Origin of the sequence: Rhizobium sp. BT03, assembly GCF_030053155.1 — a bacterium.
Lineage (GTDB): Bacteria > Pseudomonadota > Alphaproteobacteria > Rhizobiales > Rhizobiaceae > Rhizobium.
Genome location: NZ_CP125640.1, coordinates 66,654 through 92,667, shown reverse-complemented (window position 1 = coordinate 92,667; position 26,014 = coordinate 66,654). Strand labels below are relative to the sequence as shown.

Sequence of the window (26,014 nt, the reverse complement as noted above, 5' to 3'; positions counted from 1 at the left end):
GCGGCCGAAAGCTAAAAACATCTCCACCTTCCAACGTCGTCATCCTCGGGCTTGTCCCGAGGATCTGCTAACAGCGCGGCAGATCCTCGGGACAAGCCCGAGGATGACGGAAGCTTGGGAGCGCGCGCCGGGCAGACGCGCGCTATCCTATCACTTCAACAGCGCCTGCGCCTCGTCGATACCGAGCGCCGCCGGCTGCGTGCAGGTCGTGGTGAGATCGATGAAACGCCCCTCCTCGCCCGATTTCAGGATCGAGGTCATCACGTCGACCCCGTGCAGCGTACGGTCGAGCGAGCAGCGTGCATCGCGGCCTTCGATCAGCGACATCGCCATGTCGGCAAGGCCGGCCGTGCGGTAATTGGCGCGCGAGCCGCTCGGGCTTTCCTGGTTGATCTTGCCGAACGGATGCTTCCAGTCCTCGAGCGGCTTGATATCCTTGTCGCGGCCGCTTGCCTCGACGGTGCCGCCGAAGAAATTCGGATCCGGCACGTAGAGCGAGCCGTCGGTGCCGTAGAGCTCCATATTGGCGTGACGATGCGACCATACATCCCAGCTCGCCGTCAGCGTCACCGTGGCGCCGCTGACGAATTCGAGCAGTGCCTGGATCGTCGTCGGCGTCTTGACCGGGATGATCTCGCCGTTGCGCGGCTGACTGGTGATGGTGCGGGTCGGCGACGCCATCGAGGTCATGGCGCCGACACGTTTCACCGGGCCGATCAGGTTGATCAGGTTGGCGATGTAATAGGGGCCGAGATCGAGGATCGGGCCGCCGCCCGGCAGGAAGAAGAAATCCGGGTTCGGATGCCACATCTCCATGCCGGGGCTCATCACATAGCAGGCTCCCGACGTCACCCGGCCGATGCCGCCGTCGTCGATGAACTTGCGGGCAAGCTGATGGGCGCCGCCGAGGAACGTGTCGGGCGCGCAGCCGACTGCGAGGTTCTTCGCCTTGGCGATGCGGCGAAGCTCTTCACCCTCCTCAAGCGAAAGCACCAGCGGCTTTTCGGAATAGACGTGTTTTCCGGCCTCGAGGATCGACTTCGACACCCGGAAATGCGCATCCGGAATCGTCAGGTTGACGACGACGTCGATCTCGTCATTGGCGAGAAGCTCGTCGATCGTCTGCGCTTTGACGCCATATTCCTTGGCGCGTGCCTCGGCCGCCTGGACGTTGATATCGGCGCAGGCCAGCACCTTCAGCCCCTTGAAGAGCGGTGCCAGTGAAAAATAGGTGGTAGAGATATTGCCGCATCCGATGATGCCGACGCCAAGTTCCCTGGTCATGATGTGCCTCAATAAGTCTGGAAGGATGCAATCGAGCGGCTGATGTTGCGGTCGATGTCTTTGGGATTGTCATGTTCGACGACGAAGTGCTTGGCCTTGGTGGCGCGCAGGGCCGCAATCAGCTTCGCCCACTCGACCTTGCCATGGCCGACATCGGCCCAGCCGTCCTCATCCGTCGCTTCGCCGGCCGGCGCAATATCCTTGACGTGGACTGCAGTGATGCGCGGCCCGAGCTTCTCGACCCAGGCGAACGGATCGGCACCGCCGCGAATGACCCAGGCAATATCGGCTTCCCAGGAAATATCCGGCGCGCCTTCGAAGATGCGCTCGATCGGCAGCGAGCCGTCGGCCAGCTTGACGAATTCGAAATCGTGATTATGCCAGCCGAATTCGTAGCCGGCTTCCTTGTAAGGCTTGCTCATCTCCTGCAGACGCTTGCCGAAGGCGGTCCAGCCGGCGGCGTCGGAGGGGCGCTGGTCAGCTGCCAGATGCGGCGCATAGATCGAATCCATGCCGAGAATCTTGGCAATGTTCAGCGACTTCTGCACGTCCTTCTCCAGGAAATCCGGGCTGAAATGGCCGGTCGCCATCACCAGGCCGTTCTTGTCGAGATCGGCGCGGAGGCTCTTCAGTCCGGCATCGTCGAGATCGGCATAGATGCCGCCGAAGCCTTCGACCTCGGCATAGCCCGCCTTGCCGAGCTTTTCGAAAATCACCGAATAGGGCTGGAAATTGCGGGCGCTGTACAGCTGGTAGCTAAGTTTCGTCATCATATTCTCCTTGGGCCTCGTGCCCATGCTTGGGAAGATCAATCCGCCGATTGGCAGGAATGCAGGTCGTAGAACCGGAACTCCGGAAGCGCGCCGCGATCGAGCGGCCGCGCCGGGGTAAAGGTGATGCGGCGGCTCTCGCCGGCCGCAAGATCGAAGGCGTTGTCGGAATACTTGCCGTCCGTCTCGCTCTCGATCATCACGAAGAGCGCAAGTCCCCTGGCGGTGACGTTGATATCGATCGCGCCGCTTTCCTCGACATATTCGTGGGTAACGGTCAGGCCCGAAGGCTCCAATTCCAACGCCTTATAGGTGCCGTTGACGTAATGCCCCTCGCCGCCCATGCCATTCGATGCGGTGAAATGCCAGGCAAGCAGCGTGCCCTCGTCAATGTCGGAGACGTCGATTGTCGCAGCCGTCACCGCCGCATCCGGCGAGCATACAGCTTGCACGTCTTTCAGGTGCCGACGTTCGCCTTTCATCGTCAGGATAGACATCGAAAGATCGATGCTGACATCTTCAAGCGTGTCGTTGACCAGGGAAAAACGGATCGTCTTACCGTCCTCGGAAGGAATGGCGGCAACCGCGACCGGCTGGAAGAAACGCTTGACGAGATAATGCATCGCTTTCCAGCGGCCGCCATAGTCGAGGCTCGACCACGAGGCGACCGGCCAAGTGTCGTTCAGCTGCCAGTAGATCGTGCCCATGCAATGGGGTTTGAGCGACCGCCAGTATTCCACCGCCGTCTTGATGGCCAGCCCCTGCTGGATCTGCGAGAGATAGACGAAGTTCGGGAAATCCTTGGGGAAGCGGAAATAACGGAACATCGTGCCGGCGATGCGCTCATTGCCGCCGGCATTCTTCTGGTGCAGCTCCATGACCGGGGAAGCGACATTCATGTCCTTCTCCTCGGCATAGGTCTTGATGACGGGCAGCGAGGTATAGGACTGGAAGCCGAATTCCGAGCAGAAGCGCGGCCGCACCGAACGGTAATTGTCGAACGACTTGTTATCGTGCCAGACCGACCAGTAATGCATGTCGCCGGATCCGTCGGCATGCCAGGCATCGCCGAAATCGAGATAGCCGGAAGCCGGGCTCGACGGCCACCAGAGCGCGCCCGGCAGCGCCTTCTTCACCGCCTGCTCGATCGTCCGGTTGAGGCGGTCGTAAGAGACGAGATAGCGGTCGCGGTCCTTGCGCGATTCTTCGAACCAGGTGAGTGCGCCAACCAGTTCGTTGTCGCCGCACCAGAGCACGATCGAGGGGTGCGAGGAGAGCCGGCGCACCTGGTAATCGACCTCGATCGCCACATTGCCGAGGAAGTCGTCGGTCGAGGGATAGAGGTTGCAGGCGAACATGAAGTCCTGCCAGACCATCAGGCCCAGCCGGTCGCAGAGATCGTAGAAATGATCCTGCTCGTAGAAGCCGCCGCCCCAGACGCGGATCATATTCATGTTGGCGGCTTTCGCCGATTGCAGCAGATCCTGGGTCTTCTCGGGCGACGATAGCGAATAGAGCGCGTCGGCCGGGATCCAGTTGGCGCCGCGGCAGAAGATCTCGCGGCCGTTGACCTTGAAGGCGAAGCGGCTGCCTGATGCATCCGGCGTGGTGATCAGCTCGATGGTGCGAAGGCCGATCTGCTTCGTCACCTCATCGGTCGGCAATTCGACGGCCAGCCTGTAGAGCGCCTGCTCGCCGCTGCCGGAAGGCCACCAAAGCCGCGGATTGTCGATATGGAAGAGGTGGTGAACATGGGTCTCGCCATGGACGCCGACATCGAGGCGCACCCGCTCGCCGTCGAGATCGAAATAGACCTGGGCAATGCTCGGCCCCTTGGAATAGAGCGTCGCCGTCACCGTCAGATCGACCGAACCGTCGAAATTATGGCTCTGGCGGGTGACCACATGCTCGATGCGCGCGGTCTCGAGCTTTTTCAGCGAGATCGTGCCGTAAAGGCCGAACGGCGCAACGGCGATATTCCAGTCCCAGCCGAAATGGCATTGCGGCTTGCGCAGCATATTGCCGTCGGGGATCGGCGAATTCCCGGTACTGTACGGGATATAGAAAGGCTGCTTCTTCTGGCGCTCGGCGCCAACGGCGGGGTTGGAGGCGAAGACGATACGGATGACGTTGTCGCCCGTTTTCAACATGCTGGAAACATCGGGCCGGTAGCGGCGGAAGCTGTTATCGGCTTCGAGCGCCAGGAAGCCGTTGACATGGACGCTGGCGACCGTGTCAAGATAATCAATATCGAGATACCAGTCGCCTTCGACCTCCTGCAGCGTGAAGCTGCGCTCGACCACCCATTCGCGCTGGGCAACCCACTGCACCTTCTCCTCGTTGCGGCCGAAATAGGGATCGGGGATCAAGCTTGCGCGGTGGAGCGCGGTATGCACGTCGCCCGGCAGCGTGATCACAGTGCGAATCTCTCCGTCGACGGAGGCGAGCTGCCACGAACCGGAAAGGTCGATGCTGGAGGGGGGCGGTTGTTGCGTCACGATTTCATTTCCGATTTCGAAAAGGGTTGTGGTCTTGAAGGAAGGGCAAATGTCACCTTTCGGTGGCCTTCACTTAGTCGTTCGTTAGAGACGTTTCGTTTTTCTCCTCATCCGCCCACCCCGCTCTCCGTCATCCTCGGGCTTGACCCGAGGATCTACACCGCATCCACGTGCGGCAGCGGGCATGGATCCTCGGGTCAAGCCCGAGGATGACGGAGAGCGGGGTGGGCCTTTCATCAAACTCACCCTCGCTTAGTGGCCTCCACCCACAGAATCTCCCTAAAGCCGCAGCTCACTCTCCGCATCGAACACCGAAGCCAGCGCCATGTCGAAACTCAGCTTCACCTTGGCTCCGACGTTGAAGCGGCGGGCGCCGTTGACGCGGACCGACATCGTGTGACCGGCATGTTTCAGCCACAGAAGATTGTCCGCGCCCATCGGCTCCTCGATATCGACGGTGGCGTCGTGTTCTTCGCCGCCGGCATTCTCGTTGACCTTGATGTGCTCCGGGCGAACGCCGAGCACCACCTTGCGGCCGGGCTGCAGCGTCTCGTTGGCGTCGTAGGCAGCGAGCGAGAAAATGACGCCGTTGGCGGAAAAGGCAATGCCGTCGCCTGATTTGACCAGCTCGCCGCGCAGGAAATTCATCGACGGCGAGCCGATGAAGCCGGCGACGAAAAGATTGCGCGGCCTGTTGTAGATCGTCGTCGGATCGTCGAGCTGCTGGATGATGCCGCTCTTCATGATGGCGATGCGGTCGGCCAGCGTCAGCGCCTCGATCTGGTCGTGGGTGACGTAGATCATCGTGTTCTTCAGCGACTGGTGCAGGCGCTTGATCTCGACGCGCAGCTCCGAGCGGAGTTTGGCGTCGAGGTTGGACAGCGGCTCGTCGAACAGGAAGACGTCGACATCGCGCACCAGCGCCCGGCCGATCGCCACGCGCTGGCGCTGGCCGCCGGAAAGCTCTGCCGGCTTGCGCTTCAAGAGCGGCTGGATCTGCAGAATTTCGGAGGCACGCGCCACCCGCTTGTTGATCTCGGCCTGCGGCACCTTGGCAACGCGAAGGCCGAAGGACAGGTTCTTCTCGACGGTCATCTGCGGATAGAGCGCATAGGACTGGAACACCATGCCGATGCCACGGTCCTTCGGCTCTTCCCAGGTGACGTTCTTGCCCTTGATGAATATCTGCCCTTCCGAGGCATCGAGCAGGCCGGCGATGCAATTCAGCAAGGTCGACTTGCCGCAGCCGGACGAGCCGAGCAGCACCAGGAACTCGCCGTCGTTAATGTCGAGGTTGAGATCTTTCAGCACGCTCACCGCGCCGAAATTCAGCGACAGATCCTTGATGGAAACGCTTGAGTTGGAGACACTTGAATTCACGTTCATGGGATCAACCCTTCACTGCGCCAGCGGCGATGCCGCGGACGAAAAGCCGTCCCGACACGAAGTAGACGATGAGCGGCACGAGACCTGTGAGGATCGTTGCCGCCATGTTGACGTTGTATTCCTTCACGCCCTGGACGGAATTGACGATGTTATTGAGCTGCACGGTCATCGGATAGGTATCCGGCCGGGTGAAGACCACGCCGAACAGGAAGTCGTTCCAGATGCCGGTCACCTGCAGGATCATCGCGACGACGAAGATCGGTAGCGACATGGGCAGCATGATCTTCAGGAAGATCTGCCAGAAGCCCGCGCCGTCGACACGCGCCGCCTTGAACAGTTCTTCCGGCAGCGACACGAAATAATTGCGGAACAGCAGTGTCAGGATCGGCATGCCGAAGATCGAATGCACGATAACAAGGCCGGTCAGCGTGCCGTATATGCCGATTTCGCGCAGGATGATGACGATTGGATAGATCATCACCTGATAAGGAATGAACGCCCCGATGATGAGGATCGAGAAGAACAGCTCTGATCCCCTGAAGCGCCAGTTTGCCAGCGCATAACCGTTCACCGAGGCAATGGCGATCGAGATGATGACCGACGGCACGGTGATGCGCACCGAGTTCCAGAAACCGCGTGACAGGCCGTCACAGTTCAAGCCTGTGCAGGCCTCCGCCCAGGCCTTCACCCAGGGTTCGAAGGTGATTTCCATCGGTGGCGAGAAGATATTGCCGAGGCGGATTTCCGGCATGCCCTTCAGCGACGTCACGACCATCACGTAGAGCGGCAGCAGATAATAGAGCGCCGCGATCGTCAGCGTGCCATAGAGCATGATGTTGCGCGACGACAGCGCCGGGCGCGGCTTCGCGCCGCTCGGGCCTTCGCCGAGTCTCGGTGCGACGGCATCGATACCGGCAACGGTGGTGTTGAGAGTTCCTACATCAGCCACGCTTGCGCCCTCCACCGAATTCCAGATAGGCCCACGGAACGATGATGATCGCGACGGTGACGAGCATCATGGTCGAGGCAGCAAAGCCCTGCCCCAGGTTCTGCGCCTGGAACATGTAGTCGTAGACATATTTCGCCGGCACTTCCGACGAAATGCCCGGTCCGCCTGATGTCTGCGCCACGACGAGGTCGTAGACCTTGACGATACCGGAGGCGATGATGACGATCGTCGTGATGAAGACCGGCCGCATCATGGGAATGACGATCAGGAGATAGGTCTTCCACATCGGGATGCCGTCGACGCGCGCGGCCTTCCAGATATCCTCGTCGATGCCACGCAGGCCGGCAAGCATCAGGCACATGACAAGACCCGTTCCCTGCCAGAGTGCGGCGATCAGAATGCCGTAGATGACGATTTCAGGCGTGTAGAGCGGATTGAAGGTGAAGCTCGTCCAGCCCATCGAACGCACGACCGACTGAATGCCGAAATCCGGGTTCAGGACCCATTGCCAGACGAGACCGGTCACGATGAAGGACAGCGCGAAGGGATAGAGGAAGATGGTGCGGAACGTGTTTTCGAAACGGATCTTCTGGTCCATCAGCGCGGCGAGCATGAAACCGATGACCAGGCTGAAGATCAGCGAGAGCACGCCGTAAAGTGCCAGGTTCTCGATCGCCGTCACCCAGCGTGGTGCCGCCCAGAGGCGCTCGTACTGATCGATACCGACAAAGCTCAATCGCGGAAGGAGCTTGGAATTGGTGAAGGAATAAAAGACCGTCCAGAACGTGCCGCCGACAAAAATCACCAGCGCTGTCAGGATCATCGGGATGGACGCAATCTTGGCATTCAGATTGCGCAGTAGCTTGTTTGGCCGGCCTGCTTGCGCTTGACCCGTCATGAACACTTCTCCTCAATTCGCAGCTGCGACCCGTAGCAGAACGGGTTGGCAGCGTTTGCCATCCTGTCCCGGGATTCGCCGGAATGCCGGAGACACGCCGCCGGCCGGACCATTGGTCCGGGGGACGATCCGGCTCCTCAAGAGCCGGATCGCAAAGGCAGCGAATCTACCGATCAGTCAGCCGAAGCGATGATTTTGGCGAAACGCTTCTGAGCGTCCTCCGGCGTCATCGACGGGTTGGCGAAGAATTCGGAGAAGAGGTCTTCCTTCTGCTTCTGGCTGTCGGCCGAAAGCAGCTGGTCGGTACCTTGGATCACGTTGCCCTTGGCGAGGATGTCGAGACCCTTCTTCATGCAGTCGTTTGCGGCGGCGAGATCGACATCGCCGCGAACCGGCAGCGAGCCCTTTTTCAGATTGAAGGCGACCTGGGTCTTGGGATCGAGCAGGGTCTTGGCAAGCACGGCCTGCGCCTTGGACTTTTCCTCGTCCTTCAGCAGCGGGAAGTAGAAGGCATCGCCGCCGGTCGAGATGATCTCGTTCACGCCGAGGCCCGGCAGGCAGGTGTAGTCGGTGCCGGCCTTCTGACCGGCGAGCGCGAATTCACCCTGCGCCCAGTCGCCCATGATCTGACCGCCGGCCTTGCCTGTGATGACGAGGTTGGTGGCCTGGTTCCAGTCCTGAACGTTGCTGCCCTTGGACATGCGGCGCGCATCGTCGGCAGCCTTGAACACCTTGGCCATTTCAGGGCCAGCTGCAACGTCCGCATCCTTGTCCTTGAAAACCTTGTTGAAGGTATCCTTGCCGGCGACGGCGACCATCAGCACGTCGAAGGCGCCTGTCGCCTGCCACGGCTGGCCGCCGACGGCGAGCGGAATGATGCCGGCCTTTTCGAGAGCCGGCGCGGCAGCGACGAACTCGTCCCAGTTCTTCGGAACCTCGACGCCGGCCTTCTTGAAGGCGGCATTCGACAGCCACAGCCACTGCCAGGAGTGGATGTTCACCGGAGCGCAATAGATCTTGCCGTCGATCGTGCAGGAATCGAGCAGGCTCGCCGGGCGGATGATGTCTTTCCAGTGCTCGGCAGTCGCTACGTCGGTCAGGTCGCGCATCAGGCCAGCCTGAACGAGCTCCTCAGCCTGGCGGCCATGGTTGAACTGGGTGGCGCCCATCGGGTCGCCGCCGGTGATGCGGCTGATCATGATCGGACGGGCGGTGCCGCCGGAACCGGCGATCGCGCCGTCGACCCAGTGATTGCCGGTCGCGTCGAATGCCTTCGCCAGCTCGGCCACAGCAGCCGATTCGCCGCCTGACGTCCACCAATGCGTGACTTCGAGATCGGTAGCATCGGCGGCGCCGAACGGAAGCGCGACCGAAGCGGCAAGCAGGGCCGCCGTGATACGGATTTTCATGAGTTTTCCTCCCTCACTGAAACGTTGCCGGAAAAACTTAGATCAATCGATTTGAGCGCGCAACCGTCCGCCTCCAAATTTTTCCGAGAGAACGGGAATTGCTACTTGTAACTGTTTCCACTCGGATCGGCAGAGCCCTCGAACCGACACGTATCTTCACGATTCCGCAAATGCACAATCAATTTATTACATTGAAAATAAAGATAAAATTTTTAAACTTGGTTTCGCCTTCCGCTTTATCCTTTTCGCAGGCGCAGAAAAATAGAGATGAATCACGGATTCAACTTTTGCGTATGATGCTGCGGCGCACACACGAAAAAACCCTCGACATTTCTACTGTATCGTTACAGATTGCATTCCTTAGGGAGGCGCGATTTTGGCAGGCGGCGGGCTTACGGCGCTTGAAAAAGCCTCTATAAGCGAGACCAATTCGCGCGAGGCAGGCCTACAGGGATGGAAAACAACGGAAATTTCGGGCAAGCGGCGCCGGCGTCGCGCGAGCGACCCACGCTGAAGACGATCGCCTTCATGACCGGCCTTGGTGTGACAACAGTGTCGCGCGCGCTGAAGGATGCGCCCGACATCGGGGCTGAAACCAAGGAGCGGGTGCGCATGGTCGCCCGCCAGCTCGGTTACCAGCCGAACAGGGCGGGTGTGCGCCTGCGCACCGGCAAGACCAACGTCATCGCCCTCGTCCTCAGCATCGACGAGGAGATCATGGGCTTCTCCAGCCAGATGGTCTTCGGCATCTCCGAGGTGCTGTCCGGCACGCCTTATCATATCGTCGTCACGCCGCATTCCCACAGCAAGGATCCGATGCTGCCGGTGCGCTATATCCTCGATACCGGCTCGGCCGATGGCGTCATCATCTCGCGCATCGAACCGGACGATCCGCGCGTGCGGCTGTTGACCGAGCGCGGCATGCCCTTCGCCACCCATGGGCGCACCGATGCGGGTCTGACCCACCCCTTCCACGATTTCAACAATGAAGCCTTCGCCCATCAGGCGGTGGAACGGCTGGTCAAGCGCGGCCGGCGGCGCATCGCCCTGCTGCAGCCGCCGAGCAAGCTCACCTATTACGCCCATATCCGCATCGGCTTCCAGACCGGCCTGCATGATTACGGCGCCGAGGAAGTGCCGCTGCGCATCAACAGCGATGCGCCACTCGCCGACATCCGCGACGTCGTCGAGGTGATGATGCGCTCACCCAATGCCCCTGACGGCATCGTCTGTTCGGCCGGCAGCGCGGCGATCGCCGTCAACGCCGGCATCGAGGCCGCCGGCAAGGCGCTCGGCCGCGATCTCGACATGGTATCGAAGCAATCGGTGCCGATCCTCAACTGGATCCGCCCGGAGATCATCACCGTCCAGGAAGACGTGCGCCAGGCCGGCCGCGAAATGGCCAAAGCCGTCATCGCCCGCATCGACGGCGTCGAACCGGAACTGCTGCAGAGCATCAGCCAGCCGATCTGGCCGGAGGGCGGGAAGTAAGCGGTCGGCCGGTCGGAATCCTAGCGAGTGACAGCCGCCGGCCTCGGCATGTTTCACCCGTTATTTCCCGGTAGGATCTGCCGGCAACTGCTGGCGCCAAAGGCGATCTTGCATTGTGCGATCGCCAACCGCTATGTCCTCATCACCATGAAGAAATACGGACGAACCTATCACCTACCGATTTCACCGGGAGCGACAAGCGACGACAAGGTCATGGCGACGCTTGACGGGCTGATGATCGGTGATCTCATCATCACCGAGAAGATGGATGGCGAAAACACGACCATTCATCGTGGCGGGTCTCATGCCCGCAGTCCCGATAGCCGTTACCATCCGTCGCGCGATTGGCTAAAGGCTTTTTCCGCCGGGATACAGCCGCAACTGGCTGATGGCGAGCGCGTGATCGGCGAAAATTTCTACGCCCGGCACTCCGTCGGTTATGATGATCTGCCGTCCTTCTTTCTCGGCTTCGCATGGATTGTCCATGACGAAATACAGTCCTGGGATCTGACGCTGGCCCGGTTCGAAGAATTGGGCATCGTTCCTGTGCCGACCCTGTATCGCGGACCATATGAAGCCGGCCTGTTTGAGCAGACTGCGGCCTCCCTGAATAGAACCAGGCAGGAGGGATTTGTCGTCCGGACCGCTGATGCGTTCCCAGAAGCCGATATGTCGGTTCGCATGGGCAAATATGTGCGGGCAAATCACGTTCAAAGTGAAACGCACTGGATGCAGTCGGAACTCATCCCCAATCGGCTGGCAAATTCGTGACGCCCACAAATGGCGCAAGCCGCCATGAAATCCATACCAATCCTCCGTCAAATCCGGCCGCGCAGTCCTTGCCGGTTGCCCCAGCACCGCCGCGATCTTCGGGTTGCGTCCCTCGCCTCGAAAAAAGCCAAGATTGCCCGCCATCTCACAACCAGCCACGGGGAGATCGACGGAATGCAAGAAAGCAGCGTGCCCTATTTCAGCCAATGGGAAACACCCGGCATGACGCTGCAGGTGCTTGCCCACGGGTCGCAGGCCTTGCTCGGCGATCCGCTCTGGCGCCATTCCGGCGCCGCGACGATCGAGGAATATGCGCGCTGGGCGGTCAATGTCTGCGGCATGGCCTGTTTGAAGATAATTCTGGCCGCCCGCGGTGAGATCCATCCGACCCTCGAGCTTGCCCGGGCCTGCACTAGATATGGCGGTTATTTCGTCAACGAGATCGATGCCTCGATCAAGGGGCTGATCTACGCCCCCTTCGTCCGCTTCGCCGCCGACCGATTCGCACTGAATGCGGAGACGATGACAGGCGTCGAGACATCGGCCATTCCGGAGCTTCTATCGAAACGGCGCTTCTTCATCGCCTCTGTGCATTCGGGCATCCGCTGGCCGGAGCGCCAGCCGCCATCGAAGGGCGGTCATCTGGTGCTGGTGACGGCGGCGAGCGACGAGGCGATCCGCTTCCACAACCCGTCCGGCCATGACGAGGCAAGCCAGGCTGATGTGACGCTGCCGCTTGCCGTCTTCGACCGCTTCTTCGCCAATCGCGGCATATCTGTCGACGCCTGACCTTTTCAACACCACATCGTTTCGGAGGCTTGCATGACCCCTTCCCCAAACAGGCTGCGCATCGCCGTGCTCTTCGGCGGCCGCTCGGCCGAGCATGAGGTTTCCATCCTTTCGGCAACCAATGTCATGGGCGCGCTCAAGCCCGAGAAATATGACGCCATCCCCGTTTTCATCACCCGCGAGGGACAATGGCTGCTGAGCAATTTCGAGGACGGCATACTGGCGACACCGTCATCAGGCGTCGAAATCTGCCTCGTGCCGGGCGGACGCGGCCGGATACTGGCGATCCCGGCCCATGGCGCGGCCCATGAATTGCCGGGGATCGACATCCTGTTTCCCGTGCTGCACGGCCTGCATGGCGAAGACGGATCGGTGCAGGGTCTGGCGGAGGTGGCGCGCGTGCCGCTTGCCGGCTGCGGCATTCTCGGCTCGGCCGCGGCACTCGACAAGGATATCGCCAAACGCCTGCTCAGGGCGGCCGGCCTGCCGGTGGCGCGTGCCGTGACGGTGCGCGAGGATACTGCCCCCTCGCTGGCAGCTCTCGAAAGCGAGCTCGGACTGCCACTCTTCATCAAGCCGGCACGGCAAGGATCGTCGGTCGGCGTCGCCAAGGTCCATGCCAGCCAGGAATTCGCGCCCGCCCTTGCCGAGGCTTTCCGCCACGATCGGATACTGCTCGCCGAGGAATTCATTGCCGGCCGCGAGATCGAATTCAGCGTGCTGGAGGATACGGCCGGCGAACTCTTCGTCTCCCGGCCGGGCGAAATCGTGCCGGCCGAAAGCCATGGCTTCTATAGCTATGATGCCAAATATATCGACGAACAGGGCGCGGCGCTGAAAGTGCCGGCCGACCTGCCTGAGGAAGTCGAGGCCGCCATGCGTGACATGGCCGCGAGAGCTTTCCGGGCGGTTGGCTGCGACGGCATGGCCCGCGTCGATTTCTTCCTGACGGATGATATGCGGTTCCTCGTCAACGAGCTCAACACCATCCCCGGCTTCACCGATATCAGCATGTATTCCAAGGCGATGGCGGCAAGCGGCGTCGGTTACGCCGAGATCATCGACCGCCTCGTCGACCACGGCCTGGCGCGCGCCGGCCGGGCTGCCTGAGCATGAACAGGTCGGTCCTGATTTCAGGATGTTCCGGCGGCGGAAAATCGACGCTGCTGGCCGAACTTGGCCGTCGCGGTCATGCTATCGTCGAAGAACCGGGCCGGCGGATCGTCAGGCAAGAGCTCGAAAGCGACGGTACAGCCCTGCCCTGGATCGACATGGCGGCCTTCGCCCGCCGCGCCATCGAGATGGCGACGGCCGATCACGCGGCGGCGCACGGGCGCGCCGGCTGGACGTTTTTCGACCGAGGGCTGATCGATGCCGCAGCAGCGCTTCAGCATCTGACCGAAGAACCGGTCCTGGAAAGACTAAGCTCCCTCCACCGCTACAACAGCAGCGTTTTTCTCACCCCGCCATGGCCGGAAATCTATGTCGCCGATCCCGAGCGGCGCCATGGCTTCGACGAGGCGGTCGCTGAATATGACCGGCTTGCCGCAATCTATCCGGCGCTTGGCTACGACGTCGTCATGCTGCCGAAAATCGCGGTCGCCGACCGGGCGGATTTCATCCTCGATCAGCTGGAAACGAATTAGCCGCCTCTCGGGCTGCTTTCTCAAGGGAAGCTCAGCGCCTGCGGAAGACGCACCACTGAAACGACTGCCGGCCGCCGCCGGGCGTCGTATGCTCCTCGCGCCAGTCGCGCTGAAGCGCGAAGGCGGACGAGAATTCACGCGCAAGGGCGGCCGCGCCGTAACGTTGAACCGGCAAGCCGCTGCATCGTTCCGGCCCATCCGGTGCGAAAGTGGCGACGATCACGGCGCTGCCCGGCGCCGTGCCGGTTTCGAGCGCGTGGCGATAGGCCAGCCGCTGCTCGGGCTCGGTGAGGAAGTGAAAGACAGCGCGGTCGTGCCACACTTCGTACTGACGTTCCGGTCGCCACACGGTGACATCATCAACCACCCAGGCAATGCGGGCGGTTTCGTCCCCCAGCCGCGCCTTGGCGATGTCGAGCGCCGGCGCGGCGATGTCGAGAACGGTGAGATCGGACCACCCGCGCTCGACAAGACGATCGACAAGGCTCGATGCGCCGCCGCCGACATCGATCAGCGAAGCCGTGACCGGCAGTTGCAGCGCGTCAAGCGCCCGCAGCGAAGGCTCGGGCGTCGGCTGATACCAGCTGACGCTGTCGGCCGCTTTCGTGCGGTACACCGCGTCCCAATGCTCCCGCTTCGCCTCCGTCATCCGGCATCCCCATTTTTCAGCATCCGATCCAGACCGATCGACATGTAAGGATCGAGACGCCTGCCTCCAAGCACTGCTCCCATGACCATTTTATCAGGAAGCGGAATGACGATAAACGAGATCCACGGGATCGGTCCGAGGTGCCGTCGGATCGAGACGCCCGCCCAGCCGCTCCGCCACCGCAATCGAGGCTTTGTTGCCGGGGGCGATATAGCTGACGAGCGACGGCAGGCCGAGCGTCGCAAAGGCCCAGTCCCTTAACGCCATGGCCGCCTCGGTCGCATACCCCCTGCCCTCATGGCCCTCATAGACGAACCAGCCGAGCTCCTTTTCGGGAAAGAGCGGCCCGTGATTGATCCCCACCTGACCGACGCATTCGCCGGTTTCGGCAAGCTCGATCATCAGCGCCCCATGCCCGAACAGCGGCCAGAGCGCCACGTCGTGACAGAACATTCCCCAGGCCGCGCGCTGATCGAACGGCCCGCCCATTCCGACCGACCGCGGCGAGGCCATGAGCCGCCCATAGGCGGCGAAATCGTCTATGCCAGGCATGCGAAGCCTCAGACGCTCGGTTCGGATGTTTATCGCGCCGGTTTCGGACATGTCGTCGCCTCTGTCAGGTGGGGTTTGGCGTTTCAAAGGCTGGGGCAAATTGCAGCATTCCGCTTGGCGTGGTCCCGCGGAAAACGATCCGCTGTACGAACCGCTTATCGAGGTCGAGATACGTCAGCTGCCCGTCGCTGCTGAAACCGACGCGGCTATAGATGTCCGGGTTTCCGATCAACGCACAGCCGGCGGCACCGCTCTCCTTCAACAGTTCAAGTCCCCTGACAATCAACGCCTTGCCGATCCCCTGCCGCTGTCTCTCCGGCTTGACGGATATAGGACCCAGTCCGAACCAGCCACCATACACGCCGTCAATCGTCACCGGCGAAAATGCGACATGTCCCAGGATCTCGCCTTCTTCTTCAGCAACCAGCGATATCGTCAGATCGTCGTTCGCGCGAAGCTTCCGGATAATCTCCGCCTCCGTACCCTCGCTATACGGCATCGGCGCGAAGGCAATCAAAGTCAGATCGTGGATTGCATCGATATCAGCCGGCATTTCGTATCGGATCAGCATCCTTCGGGCACCCTCCGTGACATCGATGGCATCATTCTTCGTAAAGGCGCAATTCCTGCCCGCCGGACATGATCCGGAGGATATAGACCGTTTCTCCCTCAACGGTGAAAGCAATGCTCAGGCTTCGTTCGAAGCCGACGATCCTCAGGCCATCACGAATCTCGTCCCGAACCGTTCCTCGCTTCGGAAAGCTTTGAAAAGCTTCCAGAAAAGCTTGAAGGCGACCGATATAATTTTCAGCAGCGGTCTCTCCGGCGCGCGGCACAAGGTAATTCAACAACGCATCGACATCCTGCCGGGCGGCGACACTCAGCCGAACTGTGTATTTCATCCTTTGGTTTTGGCCGCGATGGACTTGATGCGTTTGCCGACCCCCTCGAAAGCCTCTTCGAGGGAGACAGACCGCTCCGGATGCGCCTTGAGCTCATCGTAAACAGGTGCGACATCTTCACGGAGCCAACGTTCCACGGCGGCATCACGCGCCGCAAGGGTCCGCAGACCATCACGGATGACTTCGCTTTCGGTGGCGTACTCTCCCGAGGCGACTTTAGCCTTGACCATTTCCGCCATTTCGATCGGCAGGGTGATACTTAGGGATTGAGTTGTCCGCATGGATTGCCTCTCGTTTCTCTATCCTTATCGCACAGAGCACGATTAAATCCTACACTTTCCTGATATTCCGACATATGCGGTGCAGCGCGACGCATCTCAAAAAAAGCCCGGCGCGACGGCCGGGCTCTTCCTTGATGTCTTCTCGGCAAACCTTAGAAGCTCGCCGCACCGCTGCCCCAAGGGCCGTGGTGGAAATCCTTGCCATCCAGGCGGTCGAAGCCGTGGGCGCCGAAGAAGTCGCGCTGGGCCTGGATGAGGTTGGCCGTTCCCCTGCCCTGGCGATAGGCATCGAAATAGGTGAGCGCCGAGGTCAGCGCCGGCACCGGCAGGCCGGCCGAAATGGCGGCGGCGACGACGCGGCGAAGCGCCGGGATCGATTCCTTGACCATGTCGGAGAAGGCCGGCGTGACGATCAGGTTGGCGGCATCGGGCGCCTTGGTGAAGGCCGAGGTGATCTCGTCGAGGAACTGCGAGCGGATGATGCAGCCGGCACGCCAGATGCGGGCGATCGTCGGCATCGGCAGCGACCAGTTGAACTCGCGCGAGGCTTCCGCCATCACCGCAAAGCCCTGCGCATAGGCGCCGATCTTGGCGGCAAACAGCGCCAGCTCCAGATCCTTGTTGAGCTCGGGGCCGTAAGCGATCGGAAAGGATGCAGCCTGCGTGCCGAAGATTTTTTCGGCAGCTTCGCGCTGCGATTTCATCGAGGACAGGCTGCGGGCGGCGACCGCGGCTTCGATCGCCGTTGCCGGGATACCCATGTTCTGCGCCTCGATCGCCGACCATTTGCCGGTGCCCTTCTGGCCGGCCTTGTCGAGGATCATGTCGACCATCGGGCCGCCAGAAACGGGATCGTTCGCAGCAAGCACCTTCTCGGAGATCTCGATCAGGTAGGAGTTCAGCCGGCCCTTGTTCCACTCGCCGAAGATGCTGGAGATGTCGGAGGCGCTCTTGCCGAGGCCGTCGCGCAGGATGCCGTAGATTTCGGCGATCATCTGCATGTCGGCATATTCGATGCCGTTATGGATGGTCTTGACGAAATGGCCGGCGCCGTCATTGCCGAGCCAGGCGACGCAGGGCTCGTCGTTGTAGCGGGCGGCAATCGAGGTCAGCACCTTCTCGACGCGCTTCCAGGACTCTTCCGTGCCCCCGACCATGATCGACGGGCCGTGGCGCGCACCTTCTTCGCCGCCGGAAACGCCCATGCCGATGAAGGTCAGAGCCGTGTCCTTGAGGCGGTCGAAGCGGGCGACGGTATCGCGGAAATTGGCGTTGCCGGCATCGATCATGATGTCGCCCTTGGCGAGATGCGGGCGCAACGCCTCCATCTGCTGATCGACGGCATCACCCGCCTTGATCATGATGATGATCGGGCGCGGCGGCCGGATCGCATCGACGAACTCTTCGATCGTCTTGCAGGGAATGATCTGCTTTTTCAGATCGCCGGCGCTTTCGTAGAATTCGTCGGTTTTCTCAGGCGTACGGTTGAAGACCGCAATTTTATTGCCTTTCTCCGCGATGTTGAGCGCCAGGTTGGAGCCCATGACCGCAAGACCGATCAGTCCGATTTCTGCCTTTTCCACGACAAACCTCCGATGTGTCATTTGGACCGGTGTTGTGGCACTGTCTCGGTCAAACGGCAAGTCTCGCAAGGGTCTAATCGGTTCGCAAAAGCAATGAAATGAAGCTTCCAATATGCCGACTTGTCCGACAACCGCTTGCGCGGGCTGATCGGCAATCAAGTTTTCTCGCGACCTGCCCTTGATGCCCTATCTGATGGTATCATCGGCATTTCGGGAGATATCGCCTTGGCATCGGAAAGACGAAAAGATACGGCCCTGCTCGCTGCCCGTGCCGGCCGCGACCGCGAACATGCGCCGTCGCCGGCGCTGCGGCGCCATTTCAGCCGGTTCTGGTCACATACGCTCCATGACGGACCGCCGGCACAGGTGGCGATCGTTCCGGACGGTTATTGCGACCTCGTCTGGATCGACGGCCGGCTGGCCGTTGCCGGGCCCGACAGGACGGCGGCCTTTCCCGTTCTCCGGCCGGGCGCGACCGTCATCGGCGCACGTTTTGCGCCGGGCGCCGCCGCGCCCTGGCTGAAGACGCCGCTCTCGGCGCTGGTCGGCTGCTCGGTGCTGCTTGCCGAGATCGGCGGGAAGGACACGGCCGAATTCGAGGCACGGCTTGGCGATTGTCCCCATCCCTCGGATACCATGGCGCTATTCGCCCGCTTGCTCGAAGAGGCCGTACGCGATGCGGAAGAACCGGCCCGGGACGCCGCCGTGATCTTCGCCTCCACCGATGGCGGCCGCCCGGCGTCCGGGCTGCTTGCCCGGCTCGGCACGAGTGAAAGGCAGCTGCGCCGCCGCGGCCACCACCATTTCGGCTATGGCGCCAAGACGCTGGACCGGATCCGCCGGTTCCAGCGTTTCCTCGATCTCAGCCGCAAGGCCGGCACGATGCCGCTTGCCCGGCTGGCGCTCGACGCGGGCTTTGCCGATCAGGCCCACATGACGCGCGAGGTCGGCGAGCTCTCCAGCCTGACGCCCGCCGTCATTCTCGGCCAACTCGGCATGCCGAAAAGGCCAGGCTGACCGTTTTGTTCAAGACGCCGCGGATCAGCCTGCTACCACAGCGAGACCCAATATCAAGGACCTGCAAGCCATGTCGACGATGCCCGCGAAAATCATCCACCAATCGATCGAGCGCGACTGGCGCGACGTCTACGACTTCGCCGGCAAGCCGGAGAACATGCCGCTCTGGGCCTCCGGCCTTGCGAGCGGCCTCGAGCCTCACGGCGCCGACTGGATCGCCGACGGCCCTCTCGGAACCATCAAGGTGAGCCTCGTGCCCGCCAATGAATTCGGCGTAATCGACCATACGGTGACGATCGAATCCGGCCTCAGGGTCTATAATGCGCTGCGCATCGTGCCGAACGGCGACGGCTGCGAGGTGATGTTCACGCTGTTGCGCCTGCCCGGCATGACCGACGCGCAGTTTTCCGCCGATGCCGCCCATGTCGAGAAGGATCTCGCCATGCTGAAAGCCCTGATGGAGAGATAGATGACCGACAAATCAGACAACAACGACCGCCGCATCGATTATGTCGAATTCAACGTTGCCGACATCGCCGCCGCCAAAGCCTTTTACGGCTCGGCCTTCGGCTGGCGTTTCACCGATTACGGCCCCAACTACTGCGAATTCGACGATGGCCGGCTGAAGGGCGGCTTCACCGATTTCGGCCCCGTGCGGCCGGGCGGCCCGCTGGTTGTCGTATACGCCAGGGATCTCGAAGAGGTGCTGACGTCGGTCGAGAGAGCCGGCGGCACCATCGTCCGGCCGATCACCGATTTTCCCGGAGGCCGCCGCTTCCATTTCCTCGACCGCGACGGATATGAACTCGCCGTCTGGGCGACTGCCTGAAGGTGCCCGGCTGATCGCGGCCAGCTATTGATCAGCCAGTTGGCTGCTGCGGCTCGATATCCTCCATGACGAGCAGCGCGCCAATCACCGTACCGCCGACATCGCGTAGCGGCGACATGCGACAGCGCACTTGCCCCAATCCGCCGCTGCCGTTCGGACACTCATAGGCGTAGTCGATCTGCTCACCGGCAAAGCAGTCGTCGAGCTTGTATTTGGCGCACGCGGCAAACAGCTCCTCTCCGATGAATTCGGAAAGATGGCGGCCGATGAGTTCCATCGGCTTCTTGTTGAGATAGGCGCAGTTGGCTGGATTGGAATAGAGGAAGCGATAGTCCCTGGTCAGCACCACCACCCGGTCCGGCAGGCTTTCGAGGATCGCCGAATTGAGAAACTGGCCGTTGTCGGTATCAGGCACATAGGCCGGCGGTGGCTGGATGCGCACGTCCTGCGGCGACGGCACGCGCCAGTCCGGGCCATGCGTGCCGAAATAGCGGTCAAGCAGGTAGGAAAGCACCGTCGTGTGCTCGGTGACGCTGGCGCTGTCGTCGGCGTCTTGGCCGATGAGATGAGTCACAAACTGCAGCTGCATGTACACTTCGAGCAGATTGACCGCTTGATGGGCGAAGATTGCCTCGACCAGCGGCTCGACATGGCCGTCGAGCGCCGTGACGCGCTGATCATCACCCAGGCGTATGGCTTCCTCTATCTGCGTGCAACGCAAGGAAAAAGCTCGAAAAAGCTCCAGCAAGACGCCCAACTCCCATTGGCCCAAGAGACGGTCCGAGACCTATTATGGCTGCACATTTCGAAAAATGCGCCCTTCGGTAGACATTATTCGCGTCTTGGTAGTGACGGGTAACATAAAAGTGCACTCAGTTTCAATCCGAGACCATTGCCGCTTTTCACCGCTGATAATTGGGGGTGGATATTCTGAAAGCATGTCGCGCAAAAGCGTGTCGCGGTTTGCAGATAACGACATGCACCAAAACAAAGAACTGACGCGCGAGAGCGAATCCGATAGATCGCGTCGCGCTTTAGGAGCTGAGCGTCTGCTTGATCTGCCAGCGGTCGTGATACCAGAGCCACTGTTCCGGATATTCCCGCACCCAGCTTTCCACCTTGTCGTTGAGCAGCTGCGCGGCAGCCGGCAGGTCGAGATTGCCTTTGGCGTCGCGGGGCATTTCCAGCCGCGGCTCGATTTCCAGCCGATAGCGGTTGCCTGGCAGCCGGATGCAGCGCGCCGGATAGACCTCGCAGTCGAACTGGCGCACCAGCTTCGGCAGCAGCGGATTGGTCTTGACGTCGCGCCCGAAGAAGGTGCCCTTCAGCCCCTTGCCAAATTTCTGGTCGACGAGCACGCCCACGCCTTGGCCGGCTTCCAGCTGACGGGCGAGCGCGAAGGAGGAGCCGGCATGCGACGGCACCAGCTTGCCCATCCGCGCGCTCCTGAAATCGAAGACCTTCTTGGCGACATAGGGATTGTTCGGCGGCCGAAACAACACGGTCACATGAAGCCCGAAGGCGGCACCGGCCACCGGCAGCAGCTCGAAATTGGCGGTATGGCCGGTAAAGACGATGAAGGGGCGCGGATTGTCGCGCAGATCGAGAAAGATCGGGATGCCCGACACCTCCACCCTGCCCGGCTCGTCATTTGCGGGATCATAGTCGAACAGCTGGTCGAGGAAGACGTATTCGGCCGCCAGCCGACCCATATTGCCCCAGCTTGCGAGCGCGATCTCTTCGATCTCAGCTTGGCTTTTCTCAGGGAAGGCGTTGCGCAGATTGACGAGCATCAGCTTGTGGCGGCGCGTCCACTGGCCGAGGCGGCGCATCGTCCTGTCGGCGAAGCGAATCGCGCCATCAGCCGGAAACAGCTTCAGCACATTCAGAAAGCCGAACATCACCTGCGCCACCAGCCATTGCTGGAAGTGCCTGAGCGCCAGAACGATCCGGGTGATGAGGAGCTTCACTTGGGGCTCAATCCATTTTCAGAATGATCTTGCCGAAGATCTGGCGCGATTCCATCCGCTCCAGCGCCCGGTCGATATCGCTGAAGCTGACCTCGGTGTCGATGACGGGATGCACGAGTCCGCGGCCCATCTTCTGCATCGCATCGGCCATGTTCTCCATGCGGCAGCCGAAGGAGCCGAAGAGCTTCAGCTGCTGCTGGAACAGCATCATCAGGTTCATCTCCGTGGAAACTCCCGAGGTCGAGCCGCAGGTGACGAGCCGCCCGCCGCGCTTCATGCAGAGCATCGAGCCTGCCCAGGTGTCCTTGCCGACATGTTCGAAAACGACGTCGACGCCCTTCTTCTTGGTGAGCTTGCGCACCACGCCCTCGAAGCGGTCGGTGCGGTAATTGATGACGTGATCGGCGCCGAGCGCCTTGGCCTTTTCGATCTTGTCGTCCGAACCGACCGTGGTGATGACGGTGCAGCCGATCTTCTTGGCCAGCTGGATCGCCGCCGTGCCGATACCCGAGCCGCCGGCGTGGACGAGGATCGTCTCGCCGGGCTCGAGCCTGGCATTGTCGAACAGCATGTGCTCGACCGTGCCGAAGGTGACAGGCGCAAGTGCCGCGCCGATCGCATCGACGCCGGGAGGAGCCGGAACCAGCAGCCGCGCCGGCAGATTGACCTTCTCCTGCGCGAAGCCGTCGAGATGGAAGCCGTGCACGCCGGAGACATGTTCGCAGAGATTGTCGCGGCCTTCGCGGCAGGGGCGGCAGAGGCCGCAGGTGCGCGCGCCGTAGATCGAGACGAGTTGGCCCGGCAGCACATTGGCGACACCCGGGCCGATCGCTTCCACGACGCCGGAAGCCTCCGCGCCGATGACCAGCGGCATCTTGCGCTTGGCGAATGCCATGCCGCGCCAGCCCCAGACGTCGATATGATTGAGCGCCACCGCCTTGACGCGCAGCGTCACCTCGCCGGCTGCAGGGGCGTCCGGTTCCGGCAGGTCGGTGATCTCAAGCTTGCGGTCGTCGATCAGTTGCAAAGCGCGCATGATTTATAGTTCTTTCTTCTACGTGGATCGTCGTCATGCTCGGGCTAGTCCCGAGCATCTGCCAGCGGTCATTGAGTGATGCAAGTAGATCCTCGGGACAAGCCCGAGGATGACGTTAAAAACCACTTCGTCCCAAAATCAAGGAGGGTCTCTAAGCCGGTTCGAGCGCCATGACAAGGCTGGCATTCTGCCCGCCGAAGCCGAAGGAGTTGGAAAGCACGGCTGAAACCTGCGCTTCCCGCTTCTTGTTCGGCACGACATCGAGAACGATCGACGGATCGGGATTGGTGTAGTTGATCGTCGGCGGCAGCGTGCCTGTCAGCATCGTCTGCAGCGAGAACACCGCCTCGACGGCGCCCGCCGCCGTCAGCGTATGGCCGATCATCGACTTGTTCGAGGACACCGGAATGCCGACGAGCCGCTCGCCGAAAACGGCCGACATCGCTCCATATTCCATCTTGTCGTTCTCGGGCGTCGACGTGCCATGGGCATTGATATAGCCGATGCCGCTCTCGTCGATGCCGGCATCGGCAAGAGCCGCGCGGATCGTCGCGATCGCCGGGCCGCCATCCGGCGACGACCGGGTGCGGTGAAAGCTGTCGGCCTTGTCGCCGGCGCCCTTCATGATGCCGAGCACCTTGGCGCCGCGGGCGACCGCCGCTTCCAGCGATTCCAGCACCAGGGTCGCCGCCCCCTCGGCGATGACGAAACCATCGCGATCCTTGCTGAACGGCTTGGAGGCCTTGGTCGGCGGATCGTTCTGCGTCGAAAGGGCCGAGAGCAGCGAGAAGCGGATCAGCGCTTCGGCACTCAGAGAGCCGTCGGTTGCGACCGTCAGGGCGCGGGTCGTGCGCCCCTGGCGGATCGCCTCGATGCCGAGCTGGATCGCCGTGACGCCGGAGGCGCAGGCCGTCGACAGCGTAACGGGAAGGCCACGTGTGCCGAACCGGTCGGCAAGCCGCTCGGAAATAGCGCCGAACAGGGCCGCCTCGTGGAAGGCAGGATCCGGCCGCTGGCGCAGCGCCGTCAGGAAACGCTCATAGGCGTCGCCGGGATGCTCGGAGGCCGGCGAACGGTCGGCAAGCTCGAAACGCGCGCTCCATTCCGGCTCGATCGGCGGGGCGGCGAGGAACAGCGGGCCGTTGAAATCGCCGGAAAGGCCGGCATCGGCCAGCGCCTCGATCGTCGTTTCGCGGGCGAAGGCGTAGGAGCGCTCGACGGCATTTGGGGCCGGGATGCTGATAAAATCAACAGTGCCGGCGATCCGCGTCGACAATCCCTCGGTCGGGAAACGGTTGATCTCGTGGATGCCAGACGTACCCGACGAAAGCGCTGCCCAGTTGTCGCTAAGACCCTGACCGAGCGAGGTGATGATACCCATGCCGGTCACGGCCACGATCGGGCGGCCGAGGTGATCCCTGTAAGCGGAAGCTGTCATATCTTTCACTCCTCACGCATTTGCGGAAAGGACGGCGACGCCCTCGCCGCGCTGGTGTCCGACCGCGGTCACGACGGCGGCGGTGGCGCCTGCCCGCATCGGCGCCTCACGGGCGGCATCGAAGGGCGGAACCTTGGCCTTGCCGTCGACGGCAAGTGCTGCAAGCGCCAGACCCAGCGTGAACTGCGTCTCGATCGTATGGCCGGTGACGCCGCCAAAGCCGCGGATGGCGGCACCCGGCAGCTGGTGTTCGAGCACCGCCCGCTCGCGGGCGGCAAGGTCGTGCATGCCGGTCGAGCCGGAAAAGATGGCCGTGCTTTCGGCGGCAAGCTCGGCGGCCGGTGCTAAAAGCCGCTCCAGCCGGATCTCGAGATTGCCGGCATTGCGGTTGCCGCGGTCGCCCTCGACCGCGTCGATGACGGCATAGATATGAGCGCCGCGCGCTTCCGCATGCTGGCGCGATTCGAGCACCAGGAAGGCGCCTGCCGAACCGGTGATCATGCCGCCGCCGTCGCTCTGTCTGCGTGACCACAGCGGCACCCAGTCGCCGCGCGCATGGGCGCCGATCGCTTCGGTGAGCAGGATCATATCAGGCCGCTCGGCCGCAAAGGCGCCGCCAACCAGCGCATGCGAGGATTCGCCTGATTTGATACGGTAGAAGGCGGTCTCGACGGCTGAAATGCCGGCCGCTTCCTCGCCCATGAAGGTGCGCGACGAGCCGGTCACCTTGTGCACGATCGAAATATTGCCAGCGAGCAGGTTGGAAAGCTGGGCGAGGAACAGCGTCGGCCTCAGTTCCGTCGTCAGCTTCTCGTTCAGCAGCAATTCGCGATCGTTGCGCTTCAGCGCCTCGTCGACGATCAGCGTATCGACATTGATGTCGCGTTCGCCGCCGCCGGCCGCTACGATCATGTCCATCGTGCCACAGGCCTCGAGATTGTCTTTGAAGCCGGCATCGTCGAGTGCCAAGCCTGCGGCGAAGACGCCGATGCGCTGCCAGTTCTCCATCTGGCGCTGGTCGCCACGCTTGGCGATCTGCTGCGACCAGTCGATTTCGGGCAGCGGATGCACCGGATAGGGCTTGAACTTCTCAGTCTCGACGATCGCTTTCGGAGCTGTGTCGGCCTGGAGAAGCGCGATATGCGCATCCTTGCCGACGCCCTGACAGGTGACGATGCCGATGCCCGAGATGACGACGTCGTTTGCAGCCTTGCTCATCCAATCACTCCCTGCGCCGCGATCGCTTCGAGAAGCCCGATCTCGCCGGCACGTTTCTTCACGATATCGCCAAGCGGCACCTCGGAAAACGGCATGGTGCGAAGCTTCAGCTGCGCATCGCAGACCTTCTTGCCGGCGCTGGTGATTTTAGCCTTGGTGACCGCGAAACCCGAACCGTCGTGCTCGAGCACCGCCTCGATGTCGAGCACGGCTTCCGGCTCGACGAAGGTGCGCATTTTGGCGCCGTCGACCGACATCAGGAAGGGCATGGCGGCAAAATTGGTGACGGCAAGCACCAGCATGCCGGAGGCCTGCGCCATGGTCTCGATCAAAAGCACGCCGGGAACGAGCGGCATGCCGGGAAAATGACCCTCGAAGACGGGGCTCTTGGCCGGCACGACGGATCGCGCCGTCAGCGTGCCCTTCTTCAGGTCCACCGCTTCGACGCGGTCAATCATCTGGAAATATTCCAGCAGCATTCGGATCCTCCGGCCCGACAGGCCAGAACCGCCCGCCGGTGACGCCTAAAGCGCGTCTGGTTCGCACTTTAGGTCTTTGTTTTTATGCATGCCGTTGTCCCAAAACCGCTGCGCACTTTTGGGCGGCATGCACTAGTTAGGAACGAAACCGCCCGGCCACCATAGTCAG

Annotated in this window: 27 protein-coding genes; 8 read left to right on the top strand and 19 right to left on the bottom strand. The window is 61.8% G+C overall.

Annotated features, from left to right (window positions below; translation table 11 throughout):
• Positions 1–150: 150 nt before the first annotated feature.
• The 7 genes from QMO80_RS00480 to QMO80_RS00450 form a co-directional block, all read right to left on the bottom strand.
• Positions 151–1,284, bottom strand: coding sequence for a Gfo/Idh/MocA family protein (locus tag QMO80_RS00480; RefSeq protein ID WP_283198428.1), 1,134 nt, complete (start codon positions 1,282–1,284; stop codon positions 151–153).
• Between the two features lie 8 nt (positions 1,285–1,292).
• On the bottom strand, positions 1,293–2,054 hold the full coding sequence (locus tag QMO80_RS00475) for a sugar phosphate isomerase/epimerase (protein WP_049731900.1): 762 nt from the start codon (positions 2,052–2,054) through the stop codon (positions 1,293–1,295).
• Between the two features lie 38 nt (positions 2,055–2,092).
• The gene (locus QMO80_RS00470; protein ID WP_283198427.1) at positions 2,093–4,552 is read right to left on the bottom strand and encodes a glycoside hydrolase family 2 protein; all 2,460 of its coding nucleotides are present in this window, start codon (positions 4,550–4,552) and stop codon (positions 2,093–2,095) included.
• Between the two features lie 279 nt (positions 4,553–4,831).
• On the bottom strand, positions 4,832–5,938 hold the full coding sequence (locus QMO80_RS00465) for an ABC transporter ATP-binding protein (protein ID WP_283198426.1): 1,107 nt from the start codon (positions 5,936–5,938) through the stop codon (positions 4,832–4,834).
• A gap of 4 nt (positions 5,939–5,942) precedes the next feature.
• Entirely contained in the window at positions 5,943–6,887 is a 945-nt protein-coding gene (locus tag QMO80_RS00460) for a carbohydrate ABC transporter permease (protein ID WP_283198425.1), read from the bottom strand.
• On the bottom strand, positions 6,880–7,785 hold the full coding sequence (locus QMO80_RS00455; protein ID WP_283198424.1) for a carbohydrate ABC transporter permease: 906 nt from the start codon (positions 7,783–7,785) through the stop codon (positions 6,880–6,882). The genes QMO80_RS00460 and QMO80_RS00455 overlap by 8 nt, the downstream gene beginning before the upstream one ends.
• Before the next feature lie 173 nt (positions 7,786–7,958).
• Positions 7,959–9,194, bottom strand: a complete 1,236-nt coding sequence (locus QMO80_RS00450) for an ABC transporter substrate-binding protein (protein ID WP_283198423.1) — start codon at positions 9,192–9,194, stop codon at positions 7,959–7,961.
• 453 nt (positions 9,195–9,647) lie between these two features.
• Between QMO80_RS00450 and QMO80_RS00445 the strand changes: the two genes are divergently transcribed.
• From QMO80_RS00445 to QMO80_RS00425, 5 genes are all read left to right on the top strand, one after another.
• Positions 9,648–10,685, top strand: coding sequence for a LacI family transcriptional regulator (locus QMO80_RS00445; RefSeq protein WP_049731894.1), 1,038 nt, complete (start codon positions 9,648–9,650; stop codon positions 10,683–10,685).
• A 147-nt stretch (positions 10,686–10,832) separates the two neighbouring features.
• A complete protein-coding gene (locus tag QMO80_RS00440; protein WP_369685937.1) occupies positions 10,833–11,456 on the top strand; it encodes an RNA ligase family protein in 624 nt (207 codons plus the stop codon).
• Between the two features lie 174 nt (positions 11,457–11,630).
• Positions 11,631–12,245, top strand: coding sequence for a C39 family peptidase (locus QMO80_RS00435; protein WP_283198421.1), 615 nt, complete (start codon positions 11,631–11,633; stop codon positions 12,243–12,245).
• 33 nt (positions 12,246–12,278) lie between these two features.
• Complete coding sequence (locus QMO80_RS00430; RefSeq protein ID WP_283198420.1) at positions 12,279–13,355, top strand: D-alanine--D-alanine ligase family protein; 1,077 nt, start codon at positions 12,279–12,281, stop codon at positions 13,353–13,355.
• Positions 13,356–13,357: 2 nt separating this feature from the next.
• The gene (locus QMO80_RS00425; protein ID WP_283198419.1) at positions 13,358–13,891 is read left to right on the top strand and encodes an AAA family ATPase; all 534 of its coding nucleotides are present in this window, start codon (positions 13,358–13,360) and stop codon (positions 13,889–13,891) included.
• 31 nt (positions 13,892–13,922) lie between these two features.
• Here QMO80_RS00425 and QMO80_RS00420 read toward each other — a convergent pair whose 3' ends face one another.
• The 6 genes from QMO80_RS00420 to gndA form a co-directional block, all read right to left on the bottom strand.
• Positions 13,923–14,540 carry a trans-aconitate 2-methyltransferase gene (locus QMO80_RS00420; protein ID WP_283198418.1) on the bottom strand — a complete coding sequence of 206 codons (618 nt, stop codon included), beginning with the start codon at positions 14,538–14,540 and terminating at the stop codon, positions 13,923–13,925.
• Positions 14,541–14,633: 93 nt separating this feature from the next.
• Complete coding sequence (locus QMO80_RS00415; RefSeq protein WP_283198417.1) at positions 14,634–15,143, bottom strand: GNAT family N-acetyltransferase; 510 nt, start codon at positions 15,141–15,143, stop codon at positions 14,634–14,636.
• Positions 15,144–15,156: 13 nt separating this feature from the next.
• On the bottom strand, positions 15,157–15,663 hold the full coding sequence (locus tag QMO80_RS00410) for a GNAT family N-acetyltransferase (RefSeq protein WP_283198416.1): 507 nt from the start codon (positions 15,661–15,663) through the stop codon (positions 15,157–15,159).
• Between the two features lie 31 nt (positions 15,664–15,694).
• The gene (locus tag QMO80_RS00405) at positions 15,695–15,994 is read right to left on the bottom strand and encodes a type II toxin-antitoxin system RelE/ParE family toxin (RefSeq protein WP_283198415.1); all 300 of its coding nucleotides are present in this window, start codon (positions 15,992–15,994) and stop codon (positions 15,695–15,697) included.
• The gene (locus QMO80_RS00400) at positions 15,991–16,275 is read right to left on the bottom strand and encodes a type II toxin-antitoxin system ParD family antitoxin (RefSeq protein WP_283198414.1); all 285 of its coding nucleotides are present in this window, start codon (positions 16,273–16,275) and stop codon (positions 15,991–15,993) included. Before QMO80_RS00400 ends, QMO80_RS00405 begins: the two co-directional genes overlap by 4 nt.
• Before the next feature lie 152 nt (positions 16,276–16,427).
• On the bottom strand, positions 16,428–17,879 hold the full coding sequence (gndA, locus tag QMO80_RS00395) for an NADP-dependent phosphogluconate dehydrogenase (RefSeq protein WP_283198413.1): 1,452 nt from the start codon (positions 17,877–17,879) through the stop codon (positions 16,428–16,430).
• Between the two features lie 204 nt (positions 17,880–18,083).
• Here gndA and QMO80_RS00390 point away from each other — a divergent pair, with 204 nt between their 5' ends.
• The 3 genes from QMO80_RS00390 (at position 18,084) to QMO80_RS00380 (ending at position 19,704) form a co-directional block, all read left to right on the top strand.
• A complete protein-coding gene (locus QMO80_RS00390) occupies positions 18,084–18,875 on the top strand; it encodes a helix-turn-helix domain-containing protein (RefSeq protein WP_283198412.1) in 792 nt (263 codons plus the stop codon).
• 70 nt (positions 18,876–18,945) lie between these two features.
• Positions 18,946–19,344: an SRPBCC family protein gene (locus QMO80_RS00385; protein ID WP_283198411.1), complete on the top strand. Its 399-nt coding sequence runs from the start codon at positions 18,946–18,948 to the stop codon at positions 19,342–19,344.
• On the top strand, positions 19,345–19,704 hold the full coding sequence (locus QMO80_RS00380) for a VOC family protein (protein WP_283198410.1): 360 nt from the start codon (positions 19,345–19,347) through the stop codon (positions 19,702–19,704).
• Positions 19,705–19,735: 31 nt separating this feature from the next.
• On the opposite strand, the gene QMO80_RS00375 is transcribed toward QMO80_RS00380, so the two are convergent.
• From QMO80_RS00375 to QMO80_RS00350, 6 genes are all read right to left on the bottom strand, one after another.
• The gene (locus tag QMO80_RS00375; RefSeq protein ID WP_283198409.1) at positions 19,736–20,452 is read right to left on the bottom strand and encodes a PAS domain-containing protein; all 717 of its coding nucleotides are present in this window, start codon (positions 20,450–20,452) and stop codon (positions 19,736–19,738) included.
• A 286-nt stretch (positions 20,453–20,738) separates the two neighbouring features.
• Positions 20,739–21,674, bottom strand: coding sequence for a lipid A biosynthesis lauroyl acyltransferase (locus QMO80_RS00370; protein WP_283198408.1), 936 nt, complete (start codon positions 21,672–21,674; stop codon positions 20,739–20,741).
• A 7-nt stretch (positions 21,675–21,681) separates the two neighbouring features.
• Entirely contained in the window at positions 21,682–22,710 is a 1,029-nt protein-coding gene (locus tag QMO80_RS00365; RefSeq protein ID WP_283198407.1) for a zinc-binding dehydrogenase, read from the bottom strand.
• Positions 22,711–22,861: 151 nt separating this feature from the next.
• On the bottom strand, positions 22,862–24,148 hold the full coding sequence (locus QMO80_RS00360) for a beta-ketoacyl-ACP synthase (RefSeq protein WP_283198406.1): 1,287 nt from the start codon (positions 24,146–24,148) through the stop codon (positions 22,862–22,864).
• A gap of 12 nt (positions 24,149–24,160) precedes the next feature.
• Positions 24,161–25,366 carry a beta-ketoacyl-ACP synthase gene (locus QMO80_RS00355; RefSeq protein WP_283198405.1) on the bottom strand — a complete coding sequence of 402 codons (1,206 nt, stop codon included), beginning with the start codon at positions 25,364–25,366 and terminating at the stop codon, positions 24,161–24,163.
• Entirely contained in the window at positions 25,363–25,845 is a 483-nt protein-coding gene (locus QMO80_RS00350; RefSeq protein ID WP_283198404.1) for a 3-hydroxyacyl-ACP dehydratase FabZ family protein, read from the bottom strand. Before QMO80_RS00350 ends, QMO80_RS00355 begins: the two co-directional genes overlap by 4 nt.
• Between the last annotated feature and the right edge of the window lie 169 nt (positions 25,846–26,014).

Coding starts and splice junctions, on each gene's coding strand:
- QMO80_RS00480 (WP_283198428.1), bottom strand. CDS start 1,284: ATGACCAGGGAACTTGGCGTCGGCATCATCGGATGCGGCAATATCTCT.
- QMO80_RS00440 (WP_369685937.1), top strand. CDS start 10,833: ATGAAGAAATACGGACGAACCTATCACCTACCGATTTCACCGGGAGCG.
- QMO80_RS00385 (WP_283198411.1), top strand. CDS start 18,946: ATGTCGACGATGCCCGCGAAAATCATCCACCAATCGATCGAGCGCGAC.
- QMO80_RS00350 (WP_283198404.1), bottom strand. CDS start 25,845: ATGCTGCTGGAATATTTCCAGATGATTGACCGCGTCGAAGCGGTGGAC.
- QMO80_RS00450 (WP_283198423.1), bottom strand. CDS start 9,194: ATGAAAATCCGTATCACGGCGGCCCTGCTTGCCGCTTCGGTCGCGCTT.
- QMO80_RS00380 (WP_283198410.1), top strand. CDS start 19,345: ATGACCGACAAATCAGACAACAACGACCGCCGCATCGATTATGTCGAA.
- QMO80_RS00455 (WP_283198424.1), bottom strand. CDS start 7,785: ATGACGGGTCAAGCGCAAGCAGGCCGGCCAAACAAGCTACTGCGCAAT.
- QMO80_RS00425 (WP_283198419.1), top strand. CDS start 13,358: ATGAACAGGTCGGTCCTGATTTCAGGATGTTCCGGCGGCGGAAAATCG.
- QMO80_RS00365 (WP_283198407.1), bottom strand. CDS start 22,710: ATGCGCGCTTTGCAACTGATCGACGACCGCAAGCTTGAGATCACCGAC.
- QMO80_RS00355 (WP_283198405.1), bottom strand. CDS start 25,366: ATGAGCAAGGCTGCAAACGACGTCGTCATCTCGGGCATCGGCATCGTC.
- QMO80_RS00465 (WP_283198426.1), bottom strand. CDS start 5,938: ATGAACGTGAATTCAAGTGTCTCCAACTCAAGCGTTTCCATCAAGGAT.
- QMO80_RS00360 (WP_283198406.1), bottom strand. CDS start 24,148: ATGACAGCTTCCGCTTACAGGGATCACCTCGGCCGCCCGATCGTGGCC.
- QMO80_RS00410 (WP_283198416.1), bottom strand. CDS start 15,663: ATGCTGATCCGATACGAAATGCCGGCTGATATCGATGCAATCCACGAT.
- QMO80_RS00475 (WP_049731900.1), bottom strand. CDS start 2,054: ATGACGAAACTTAGCTACCAGCTGTACAGCGCCCGCAATTTCCAGCCC.
- QMO80_RS00445 (WP_049731894.1), top strand. CDS start 9,648: ATGGAAAACAACGGAAATTTCGGGCAAGCGGCGCCGGCGTCGCGCGAG.
- QMO80_RS00430 (WP_283198420.1), top strand. CDS start 12,279: ATGACCCCTTCCCCAAACAGGCTGCGCATCGCCGTGCTCTTCGGCGGC.
- QMO80_RS00435 (WP_283198421.1), top strand. CDS start 11,631: ATGCAAGAAAGCAGCGTGCCCTATTTCAGCCAATGGGAAACACCCGGC.
- QMO80_RS00420 (WP_283198418.1), bottom strand. CDS start 14,540: ATGACGGAGGCGAAGCGGGAGCATTGGGACGCGGTGTACCGCACGAAA.
- gndA (WP_283198413.1), bottom strand. CDS start 17,879: ATGACACATCGGAGGTTTGTCGTGGAAAAGGCAGAAATCGGACTGATC.
- QMO80_RS00405 (WP_283198415.1), bottom strand. CDS start 15,994: ATGAAATACACAGTTCGGCTGAGTGTCGCCGCCCGGCAGGATGTCGAT.
- QMO80_RS00400 (WP_283198414.1), bottom strand. CDS start 16,275: ATGCGGACAACTCAATCCCTAAGTATCACCCTGCCGATCGAAATGGCG.
- QMO80_RS00415 (WP_283198417.1), bottom strand. CDS start 15,143: ATGTCCGAAACCGGCGCGATAAACATCCGAACCGAGCGTCTGAGGCTT.